The 11,437-nt window shown below is 68.3% G+C and carries 8 protein-coding genes; 5 read left to right on the forward strand and 3 right to left on the reverse strand.

The annotated features are described in order from the left end of the window. Positions 1 to 95: 95 nt before the first annotated feature. Positions 96 to 734, forward strand: a complete 639-nt coding sequence (locus AB1634_00430; GenBank protein ID MEW6217983.1) for a hypothetical protein — start codon at positions 96 to 98, stop codon at positions 732 to 734. Here the strand turns inward: AB1634_00430 and AB1634_00435 are convergent. Next, positions 680 to 1,069, reverse strand: a complete 390-nt coding sequence (locus AB1634_00435) for a VanZ family protein (protein ID MEW6217984.1) — start codon at positions 1,067 to 1,069, stop codon at positions 680 to 682. The two genes, AB1634_00430 and AB1634_00435, sit on opposite strands and share 55 nt — an antisense overlap. 37 nt (positions 1,070 to 1,106) lie before the next feature. Further along, positions 1,107 to 1,670 carry an SEC-C metal-binding domain-containing protein gene (locus AB1634_00440; GenBank protein MEW6217985.1) on the reverse strand — a complete coding sequence of 188 codons (564 nt, stop codon included), beginning with the start codon at positions 1,668 to 1,670 and terminating at the stop codon, positions 1,107 to 1,109. 232 nt (positions 1,671 to 1,902) lie between these two features. Between AB1634_00440 and AB1634_00445 the strand changes: the two genes are divergently transcribed. Next, complete coding sequence (locus AB1634_00445; GenBank protein MEW6217986.1) at positions 1,903 to 2,418, forward strand: hypothetical protein; 516 nt, start codon at positions 1,903 to 1,905, stop codon at positions 2,416 to 2,418. On the opposite strand, the gene AB1634_00450 is transcribed toward AB1634_00445, so the two are convergent. Next, positions 2,335 to 3,282 carry a hypothetical protein gene (locus AB1634_00450; protein MEW6217987.1) on the reverse strand — a complete coding sequence of 316 codons (948 nt, stop codon included), beginning with the start codon at positions 3,280 to 3,282 and terminating at the stop codon, positions 2,335 to 2,337. The genes AB1634_00445 and AB1634_00450 overlap by 84 nt on opposite strands. A gap of 397 nt (positions 3,283 to 3,679) precedes the next feature. Here AB1634_00450 and AB1634_00455 point away from each other — a divergent pair, with 397 nt between their 5' ends. The 3 genes from AB1634_00455 to AB1634_00465 all read left to right on the forward strand — a co-directional run bounded on the left by AB1634_00455 (position 3,680) and on the right by AB1634_00465 (position 11,414). Then, positions 3,680 to 4,795, forward strand: a complete 1,116-nt coding sequence (locus AB1634_00455; protein MEW6217988.1) for a cytochrome c3 family protein — start codon at positions 3,680 to 3,682, stop codon at positions 4,793 to 4,795. Between the two features lie 23 nt (positions 4,796 to 4,818). Further along, positions 4,819 to 6,105, forward strand: coding sequence for an NHL repeat-containing protein (locus AB1634_00460; protein MEW6217989.1), 1,287 nt, complete (start codon positions 4,819 to 4,821; stop codon positions 6,103 to 6,105). A gap of 107 nt (positions 6,106 to 6,212) precedes the next feature. Continuing rightward, positions 6,213 to 11,414, forward strand: a complete 5,202-nt coding sequence (locus tag AB1634_00465; protein MEW6217990.1) for a CxxxxCH/CxxCH domain-containing protein — start codon at positions 6,213 to 6,215, stop codon at positions 11,412 to 11,414. Positions 11,415 to 11,437 lie beyond the last annotated feature (23 nt).

An 11,437-nucleotide genomic window follows, 5' to 3' on the forward strand; every position in this document is an offset into this window, starting at 1 on the left:
TGGACCCACTGGACAGGATGGACCGCCTGGACGATCCGGCCCTGTCCATACTGTCCATAATGTCCATAATGTCCATCCCGTCAGAACAAAGGCCCATGGATCTGCAACGACACCTCGACCGGGCCGTCGCCCTGATCAAGGCGGCACCCGCCGTGCTCATCGGCGGCGGCCTGGTGGCCTTTGTCCTGGCAGGGGCCAGCTTCGGCATCCTGGCCGGGCCGAGCCTGGGGGCCTATTGCGGCGCCATCGTCCGGGCCCTGCGGGCAGAACGACCGCCCGGCTGGGCAGATCTTCTGCCCCCCGGGCGCCACGTCCTGGCCCTCCTGCCCTTCTCGGCCCTGCCCCTGGGCATTTCCCTGGTTTTCAGCCTGACCGTCGTCTTCCAGTCCCTGCTCTTCCTGGTCCCGGGGGTGATCCTGGTGGTGTGGTGGCTCTACACCCTGCCCCTGATGGCGGACCAGGGGCTGGGCCTCTTGCCGGCCATGGGTGCCAGCCGGCAGAAGGTGGCCGAGCAGGGCTTCTTCCCCCACCTGAGCTATCTCTTTGTGGTCTTCGTGGTGCCGGAGCTGATCCTCACCGCCTTCCGGGCCGTGTTTGGCGACGCACCCATCATCCCGCCTCTGATCAGCCTGCTGCACATCCTCCTCATCCCGCTCCAGACCGGCTGCCTGGCCGGTCTCTACCTGGACGCCTTCCCGCCGCCGGCCGCGCCGCCGTCTCTCCTGGACCAGTAGCGCCAGCCGGCCACGGCCAGCAGCACCCCGGCCAGGTCGGCCGCCAAGTCGGCCAGCTCCGGGCTGCGGTACGGCACCCAGGCCTGGTGCAGCTCGTCGGACAGGCCATAGAGGCCGCAGACCACCACCACCGCCAGCACCGGCACCCGGCGCCAGCCCCAGCGACCGACCACGGCAAAGAGGGTGGCCCAGGCCAGGACCCCATAGGCACCGGCATGGGCCAGCTTGTCCGCGGCGAAGAAGCCCGGCAGCTCCAGGCTGTCCCCCGGTTGATCGGACAGAAAGAAGATGGTCCCCATGACCAGAAGCATGGGCAGGAAACGGCACAGGGACATGGGGAAGGGGGGCGGCAGCCCCGGCAGGAAGGGGCGCTCAGGCGCCGGCGGCCGGCTCCACAGCGGCAGAGGCTTCGGCAGCGGCCGGCGCCTCCGGCATGGTCTCGGAATGGAGCACATGGTGCACCCCGGCCATCCGCTTGCCGATGCCCTTCAAGGCGGCGCGGATGCGGGCCACCGGGTAATCGGCATGGCGGCTCTGCCGGAGGTCGGCGGCATAGGGGGTGGCCAGGAACCCGTCCTGATCGAGGACGAAATGGTGCGACCAGACGATCTCGATGGTGCCCGGCTTCTCCTCCACCGACACCTCGAGGATCCGTCCCTGGTCGGCAATCCTGAGGGCGTCCCGCTCCAGACCTTCCAGGAGCCAGGCGTCGCCGCCCGCGGTGGCGAAGAGGACGAAGACCCCCAGCTGGCGGACCACCGCCTGCCGCTGGGCCACCGACCGTCGCAGCTCATCCAGGGCGGCCCCCAGAGGCCGGCCGGAGGGAGGGGCCGGAGCCGCGGCCGCGCCGGCGGCCTGCACCCTGGCAAGACAGCACTTCTTGTATTTGTTGCCGCTGCCGCAGGGGCAGGGCTCGTTTCTGCCGATCCTGGCCATGACGAGCTCCTTTCGTTCGCAGGGATGAGAAGGACGGTTTTCGGACGCCCGCCGGCCGCTCGGCACAACGGAGCGCAGAGTATAGGCCAAAGGCGTCTGGTAGCGCAAACACAAAAAGACCCGGCCCACTCCCCGGCTGCTCGCGTCACAGCCAAGGTCGCCATTGCGGGAAAACAGCAAGACCGGGCACAATGGATGGATCCGATTTCCTTCACCCCCGGAGCGAACAGACATGCCACGAGCCCCACGCGCCCTTGGCTGGATTGCCCTGGCCTTGCTGATCCTTGCTGCCTGCGAGAAAGAACCCGCCCAGCCGCCGCCAGCGGCCGCCCCGGCCGCGCCGCCACCCAGGGTGGTCACCGCCGAGGAGAAGGCCTACGCCCTCTTCGGCGACATCCTGGCCCTGGGACAATCTGCCGACCGGGCGGCGGTCCGGCCGCAGATGGAGGAGCTCTACCGGACCATCATCCGGGACTATCCGGAGATGGCGCTGGCCCAGGAGGCCTCCTGGCGGCTCCTCAACCTGCTCCTGGAGGATGGCACGCCGGAAGGCAGGACGAGGGCGGAGGAGCTGTATGCCCAGTTCAAGGATCGCTACCCGGGGTCCCGCTTCCAGGGCCTGCTGGAAAAAAGCCTGGCCGCCGCCGGGGCGGGCGCGCCCGGGTCAGCGGCGACCGCCCCACCAGCGGCCGAGACGGGACACCCCGCCCAGGGCCAGGAGGGCGAAGCCGGCGTAGACCACCGGTAGGCCGGGATCGCGGACGATCTGGATGCCGGCGTAGGGCCGACCCGCCTCGTCCACGGCGGTCTGGGTGTGGAAGAAGCGCAGCCCCTCCCACACCAGGGGCTCGTTGACCCCGGCCCGACCGCTGGCCACCACCCGCTCGCCCGCCAGAAGCTCCAGCTCCACCCAAAGCGTCTTGACCACCGGCGTCCGGAAGGCCACCAGCTGCGGCCGCCAGGGCTCCTCGCCGGACAGGCCGCCGGTGCCGTCGCTGGCCACCATCCCCAGGGACCGGCCGTCCCGCACCACCTGCAGCCGCACCATCTTCTGCTCCAGGTCCACATCCAGAACCTGGAACTCGAGGCCCTGGGCGCGGAAGCTCCCGCCGCTGGCCACCTCGAAAAGCCCCACCTTCTCCTCGCCCTTCCAAAGACCCACCCGGAGCAGCACCGGGTAATAGCTCCTTCCGATCCGGCGCACCGCCACCCGCACCCCCAGATCCGTCTCCTGGCCGAGGTCCCAGCGGAAGACCCGGCTGGCGGCCCTGCCCTCGTGGATGTTCACCGTGGCCACGAAGCCGGCCCGGCCCAGGAGGGCGCCGGCCAGCACCGCCAGCACGCCCAGGTGGAGGGCCAGAATGCCCCAGGGCAGATGATGCCAGTGCTGGACGGTGCAGATGGCAAGATTGAGGGCCAGAGCGGCGCCCAGGACCAGGAGTGCGCTGGCCAATGCCTCGCCCCAGGCGGGCACCAGCCCCAGCGGCAGCAGCACCGCGATCATCCCGGCCAGGATGGCCAGGGCCAGGGGCCGGGAGCCCAGCTGCCGGATCAGGTCCGGGCCAGGCTTCCGGCCAGTGGCGGGTGGGCCGGCATCATTGGGACAGGGCACGACAGGAGGCTCCCGGGGAGGTTGGGCGTCAGGACCAGATCCCCCCATGATAGATGATAGCTCGGCCGGAAGCCACCGGCTGCCCCGCCGGCGTCGCCCCCGCGCCTGTGTGCTTAGCCACCGCCTGAACAGAGCTTATGTGAAATTAGTTCTCAAGCCCCATTCCACCAGCTGGAGGCCGAATGCTACACTAGGGATGTCAGATTATCCTGGCCGAGCCATGGGCCGTGCAGGTCTGTTGCCGCTGGCCGCTGTCCCTGGAGGGGGATGAATCCCCCGGCATGGACCGGCGGCGGCCTGATCCCGGGCGCAAACAACTGGACAAGGGAGAAAGGCATGGCACGGAAGAAAGGAAAGGACAGGCTGTTCAAGTCCAAAACGGTGATGGGGGCTCTGCATGCGCACGATCCTGATCTCCATGGGGGCATTGCTCTTCCTCCTTGCCCCGCCCCTGCCTGCCTCAGCGCGGATAGCCGGCGTCTGCAGCGACTGCCACACCATCCACAACAGCCAGGATGGGATGGACATGCGGCTGGACCTGACGCCCATCACCGGGGCTGGCGAGGGAGCCTGCCTGGACTGCCACTCCCGCACCCGCGCCTCCCTCTTACGCATGGACTGCCTGGGCTGCCATGCCCAGGATCCCACCGGCAGCGCCAACATCGTTGCCGGCATGCCCCAGGTGGCCCACAACGCTGCTGCAGACCTGGCGGGCGGCAACTACCGCAACGTCTTCTTCGATGACCGCCGGGGCCACAACGTCCACGGCTTCGGCAACGCCCTGATCGGCCCCGACTCCTTCATCGGCAACACCCCGCCCGGCTACAACACCGACTTCGATCCGGCCAGCGGCAAGTACCAGACCAGCACCTTCACCTTCCAGCTCATGTGCTCGGGCCAGAACGGCTGCCACGGCAACCGGGAGGAGGTCAGCCAGACCCGGGCCATGAAGGGCACCCACCACGCCGACGACTCGGCCCTCAAGTACGGTCCGGCCTTCAACGAGAGCGGCCAGGGATCCACCCCGGGTGTCAGCTACCGGTTCCTGTACCGGGTGCACGGGGCCGAGGACAGCGACTGGCAGGCGACCAGCAGCGCCACCGACCACAACGAGTACAAGGGCGCCACCGGCAACCGGTCCGGCCAGGTCTGGGCCGATATCGCCTCCATGAGCCAGTTCTGCGCCGAGTGCCACGGCAACTTCCACTCCTCGGCCGGTATCGGCTCCCCGGGCACCTGGCTCAGGCATCCCACTGATGTCGCCCTCTCCGGCGACATCAACGGCGGCCTGACCGGCGCCTACAACCCGGTGACGCCGGTGGGCCGCCAGTCCATCGCCGCGGCCAGCGCCCAGGGCGGGGGCACCTTCACCCCCGGCAGCAGCGACGTGGTCATGTGCCTGTCGTGCCACCGGGCCCACGGCTCGCCGTACCAGGACCTGCTCCGCTGGGACCTCGCCTCGCCCGTGGCCGGTACCGGCTGTCTCTTGTGCCACGACGATACGGCACCGTGAACCTTCAACCGGTGGTGATCGGTATGTCTGGAAAAGCATGGAGGAAGGGATCGAGCCTCGGTGCTCTGATCCTGCTGTGGACCGGGCTTGCGCCACTTCCGGTGCTGGCCGCCGTCGACTACCAGCCTCTGGCGCCTCTGACCCACGGCATGACCGTGCCCAGCGACGTGGCGGCCACGGCCAGCGGCGGCCTTCTCATCGCTGACGAGGACCGGGATCAGGTCCTGGTCATGAGCCGCCAGGGCGAAACCCTCACCACCATCCCGGTGCGGCGGCCCAGCGCCGTGGCGGCCAGCGTTACCGGCCGGCTCTTCGTGGGCAGCAAGGAGGACCTGTCGGTCCGGATCCTGGACAGCGCCTTCCAGCCCGTCGGCCAGCTGGGACGGGGCAGCGGTGAATTCCGTTATCCCCGCAACATCTGCCTGGACGAGGCCGCCGGCCTGGTCCAGGTCGTCGATCCCCTGGACAGCAGCGTTCGGGTCTACAACCTGCAAGGCGGCTTCGTGCGCCGCATCGCCGACAGCGGCGGCCTGCCCCAGGATTGCACCGTGGTGGGCGACCGGCTCTATCTCCTGGACCAGCCCCTTTTGACCGACGCCTACGGCACTTACCGGGGCGCCCGCATCCGGGTCTTCGACCGCCAGGGCGCCTCCCTGGGCAGCCTGGCCAGCACCGGCAGCGGCGCCGGCCAGCTGCGCGGGCCCCGGGGCATTGCCAGCGGCAGCGGCAACACCCTGTATGTCTCGGACGCCTTCCATGGTGTGGTCCAGGCCTTCCGCACGGACGGCACCTATCTGGGCGCCATCCAGAATGCCAGCCAGCCCATGAACACCCCCCTGGGCCTGGATCTCACCACCGACGGCCGCCTGCTGGTGGCCACCGGTCAGAACGCCCAGGTGCAGGCCTTCTCGGTGCCCGCCGAGCGGCAGCCGGTGCCGCCGGTGCCGGATATCGATGCCAACGGCAGCGACGGTCCCCTGACCGTGGCCGCCGGCAGCGAGGTGGCCATCACCATCAGCCTGGCGCCCGGGGACGCTCAAGCCCAGGCCGCGGACTGGTGGCTCTCCTTCGAGACCGGAGGCCTCCAGTTCTGGTTTGCCCCCAAGGGCGGCTGGCGCCGGGCGAAGAAGCCCGTCCGCCTGTACGGCGGGCCGCTCTTCGACCTGGCGCCGGTCACCGTTCTCAGCACCACCGGGCTGCCGGCCGGCACCTACATCTTCCGCTTCGGGGTGGATCTGGCGGCCAACGGCGCCGAGGACCCGGCCCAGTATGCCGGCGATGCGGTCACGGTGACGGTGACCGGCAATTGATCGCCTGAAGCCCCATGGCCTATGATCATACAATCACCAGGAACGGTGCCATGCTTCCTCTCCCTGTGCCGCTCGTCCAGCAACCGTTGCCAAGGAGTGTCGTGTCCATGATCCGCCTCGCCACCTGTCTGGTCCTGGCTTTCGTGGCGCTGACCCTGCCCGGCAAGGCCGCAGCCAGCATCGACGCCCCCCACAGCGAGGGCAGCCACGTCTCCTGCGCAAGCTGCCATGGCGAGAACCTGGAAGAGCTGGCCGTTTCCCCGTTCTGGAACAACGAATTCACGCCAGCGGACATCGACGACACCCTGTACAACCGCCTGTGCCTCTATTGCCACACCTCCGCCTCCGCCCCGTACACCGACACCGAGGCGCCCCGGGCCAAGACCCATTCCAGCCTCACCGTGGATGCCGGCTACGGCGACTGGACCACCCAGTGCATCGACTGTCACGACCCCCACAACCAGGCCCAGAAGATCGTGCGCACCGCCGACCGGGCCAAGACCCTCTTGGCCTCCGGCCAGGTCACCGGCTGCTCCTACGACGCGCTCTCCGAGACCAGCACGCTGGCCGTTTCCGCCATCAACTACAAGGCGGGCTGGAATGCGGTAAGCCTTGCCGCCAAGACCCTGGCCGGCCGGCGGGCCATCCTGGTTCCCAACCTGGGCAAGGTGGGCGCCACCTTCCCGGTGGATGCCATAAACGACGCCGGGCTCACCATCACTGCCAGCGGTGACGCCTGCGCCAACCTCACCGGCAACCCCTACGTCACCCTGCCGGTGGACTACGGCATCATCTACGGCCAGCTCATCCGACAAAACGTCACCCACAGCGCCAAGGGCATCAACGCGCCGGTGAAGTTCGTGGACAAGACCGGCGCCAACTCCTTTGTGGACGGGGATACCACCTACGACGGCGTCTGCCAGGTCTGCCATACCCTCACCCGGCACTTCCGCCGCACCGGCGAGGTGGATGTGGAGCCGGCCCAGGGCATGGATCACGATCCCGAGGTGGGCGGCAACTGCATGGACTGCCACCGCCACGAGAACGGCTTCAAGCACGGCGGCACCGGCACGGTGGGCTGCGTGGACTGCCACGGCACCACCGGCAAGCATGCGCCCCATCTGGCCCTGGAGATGGGCTGCGCGGTCTGCCACGACATCGCTGCCATCCCCCTGTTCAAGGACGGCCAGAGCCTGGCGAGCACCACCGCCTGTGCCGCCTGCCACCAGGACGGCAAGGGCGGTGCCCCCAACAAGACCGACTACAAGGCCAACTGGGACAACGCCCTCTATGACCTGGACTGCAACGGCTGCCACAACGGCCGGCCGGACAACGACTTCTCGGCGAGCTGCGACACCCTGCAGCCCTGCACCAACTGCCACAACGGCAGCCAAGGCTCGCCGCAGCCGCCGGTGGGCATGCAGACCGGGGCCCATGCCCAGCTGGTGAGCACCAGATGGGTGCGCCAGTACCACTGCCGGTACTGCCACAGCGCCACTGTCGATGCGGCCTGGAATCTTTCCGCCAGCCACACCAATGGCGCGGTGGACGTGGCCATCAATGCCCAGTGGGCCATTGTCGGCAAGCCTGCGCCCAGCTACGAGCCGGGCACCGAGGTCTGCGCCAACGTCTACTGCCACAGCGACGGCACCACCGTGGATCCGGAGGTGCGGCCCTACCCCTGGACCAGCACCGGCGCCGGCTGCAACGCCTGCCACGGTGAGACCCAGGCCTGCTCCACCTGCCATGCCGACGGCCGCTCCTGGACCCCGGAGCAGCAGTGGCTGAAGGCCATGCCCATGTACGCCAACACCGGCCCGGGCACCGAGAAGGCCAACTCCCACTTCCGGCACCTGTTCACCGACTTCACCTGCGACGAATGCCACGCCCTGACCGTGGTGGGCGCCTGCGCCACCTGCCACTGCGACCCGCCGGACCCGGGCGATCCCAACTGCGTCGACGTGGGGAATCCGGGCTCGGCCATGAACGAGACCGCGCACATCGACCCGGCCTACCACGTCAACAAGGCCAAGAACGTCTCCTTCTCCCACGACGGCACCTACAACCCGTTGACCAAGACCTGTTCGGGCCTCGGCTCCCAGTGCCACTCCGGCGGCACCGACCCGGTGTGGGGCGGCTCGGTCAACAGCACCGTCACCTGCGTCGAATGCCACGGCGCCGCCACCCCGGATGTGGACGACTTCAACGCCTGGAACGGCACCCGGGCCAAGATCAATCTCAGCCAGTGGGCTAGCTCCGGCCACGGCCGGCCAGCGGCGGCCGGCAACTACCCGCAGTCCAACAACCCGCCGGCCAACTTCCCGGACAACGGCTGCTGGTACTGCCACGACAACACGGTCTACCACCAGACCGAGGACAACCCGTACCGGCTGCGGCAGCACCAGAACTTCAACGACCACTTCGACAAGCAGTGCGTCTTCTGCCACATGACCGCCAACGGCACCGGCTCGTCGGCCGAGTGCCTGACCTGCCACAACCAGGACCACTCCCTGGCCCCCTATCTCGGCAATCTCGGCGTCCAGACCGGCGGTCCCTTCCAGGACAACGAGGTCCTGTCGGGCATCAAGGATGGGCTGGCGGTGGTGAACGGCACCCTTGCCGGCAACATCCTGGCCTATGACGGCCAGACCGGCGAGTTCGCGGTGGGCGAGCTCCTGGAGGGACTCACCTCCGGCGCCCATGCCCGGGTGGTGGCGATCACCGATCACGGTGACTGGGGCAGCCTGCAGCTGGTGGAGATCGCCGACGGCGGCGTGCGAATGGACCATGCCGCCTTCATCGACGGCCAGACCTCGTGTCTCACCGCCGGCTGCCATCCGAACGACGCCACCCAGCACAAAACCGGCGCCGGCACCTGGACCCAGGCGGAAAAGGACGAGATCAAGAGCCAGTACGTGTTCATGGGGGTCTGCCTGCGCTGCCACGACGACGACTCCACCGGCGAATGCCAGACCTGCCACCAGGGCGCCCAGTACACCGCCGGCTTTGACCCGGACGGCGCCGGCACCGATTTCGCAAAAATCACCCCGGAGCTGGCCCGGGCCTCCTCCTTCCATTTCGGCCACAAGCACTATGCCGACCACGAGGCCAGCCCGGACCCCAACGTCTGGAAGGGCGGCAAGTTCTGCTGGGACTGCCACGACCCCCACGGCGACGCGAACATCTACATGGTCCACGACAAGGTGGCGGTGGAGACCTACGGTGCCCACGGCGAGCCCTCTGCCCGCCGGGACGTGGTCTTCACCCGCAAGCAGAGCGGCACCGACTATGCCAAGAGCGTGGCGCCGTACAACGGCATCTGCAACGTCTGCCACACCACCGGCGCGCTGCCGCAAAACGTCAAGCACTACTCCTACCAGTCCGGGGACAACCACAACGCCGGCCGGGTCTGCACCACCTGCCACGAGCACCGCTTCACCAACAGCCACGCCTCGGGCGAGGCGTGCGGCACCTGCCACGGCGACCGGCCGGTGCCCCGCCACACCGCCTTCGGCCAGCCCCGGGACTGCACCAAGTGCCACGACGGCACCATCAACAAGCGCATGAACATCATGGGCCAGTTCCGGGCCCCGTCCCACCACGTCCAGCGGGATGACGGCACGGTGAAGAACCAGGACTGCTTCCAGTGCCACTGGGAGGCCACGGTCCTGGGCCTCATCGATGTCGACCATCACGAGGGCTACAACTACAAGACCTACGCCTCGGTTCCCGACGCCCCCGTTGACCTGGTCATCTGGGGCGAGGGCGCCCGGCCCATCACCTACGACGCCGACGGCCTCAATGACAACGACACCGCCATCCAGTTCACGCCCCAGAGCATGCTGGCCAGTGTCCCCGCCCAGCGGGCCGAGGTGGTGAAGACCACCCCCCATTGCCTGGGCTGCCATTCCGACCAGAACAACGACACCGAGCCGTTCGACGACTGCAAGACCCCCCGCCAGTACGCTTGGGACGGCACGAGCATCGGCGCCCGCTACGTGGACACCCGCACCACCAGCTGGGGCAAATACACGAGCTATGCCAAGGCGGCGCCCAAGAACCTGACCAAGGCCCTGTCGGCCCACGGCAATGCCGAGGCCAACCAGGGAGGCTTCGATCCCACCAACGGTATCGACGGCTCTCTGGCCAGCTTCAACACCCGGCCCAGCTTTGCCAGCGCCAGCGGTCTGTACAACGTCCACTGCTTCGACTGCCATTCCTCCCACGGCTCCTATGCCAGCGGCGTCACCTCCAGCTACGCCACCTTCAACGGCACGAAGAATGGCGCCAATCTCAAGGAGACCCAGGCCGGCAAGGGCGGCTACACCATGAGCTACAAGGCCCAGGCCACCACCGGTCCCACGGACGTCAACTTCCACAATGCCGGCGCCGACCAGTGCTTCGACTGCCACGAAACGGCAAGCCCCGGCGCCACGCCCTGGGGCTACGCCACCACCTTTGGCGCCACGGCGCCCATTGTCGGCTACAAGGACAACCCCCGCTTCCTGGGCTCCTATCCCGGCAAGCCCATCGCCATCCGCAGCAGCAAGACCACCCTGGGCGGCCACCTCCACGCCTCCTCCACCCTGACCAACCCGGGCCTGGTTATGGGCACCATCGACGGCCTGTGCAGCCCCTGCCATGACCCCCATGGCATCTCGCCCACCTTAAGCGCCAGCGACGCCAACTACGCGGTGCCGCTCCTCAAAGGCACCTGGCTCACCTCGCCGTACCAGGAAGACCAGGCCATGCTCAGCACCAGCACCTATTACGGCTGGAGCTACGCCAGAAGCTCCAAGGTCACGGCGCCGGTAACCTGGCGCACCGACCGCAACACCTTTGTGAGCGGCGATCTCAACACCTTCACCACCCGGGACACCATCGTCGAGACCGACAGCCAGTTCGCTGGCCTGTGCCTGCGCTGCCATCCCAAGAGCAGCCTGACCGATGGCACCAACAAGAACACCGCCTTCAAGAGCCTGGACCGGGTGCATGAGGCGGTGAAGGGCTGGGGCTCCAACGCCGAGCACTCCTTCCCCTGCTCCAAGTGCCACGAGGCCCATGCCTCGGGCCTCCCCCGGCTCATGACCACCAACTGCCTGGACTGGAAGCACCGGGGGAACGTCATCTCCGGCGGCGCCATGGGCAACGTCGCCAACAAGCCGGCGCCCCGGGTGGCCTCCACCCACGGTCCTGAGGGCATCAAGCCGGCCAACCAGACCACCGCCACCTTCGCCTGCCACGACGCCGCCACCGCGGCCGGCGGCGCCTGGAACGTCCAGCAATGGAACAACATCACCCAATGGTAGCCGTCCCTGGCGTCCATGACGTC

The organism is Thermodesulfobacteriota bacterium (assembly GCA_040755095.1).
Taxonomy (GTDB): Bacteria; Desulfobacterota; Desulfobulbia; order Desulfobulbales; family JBFMBH01; genus JBFMBH01.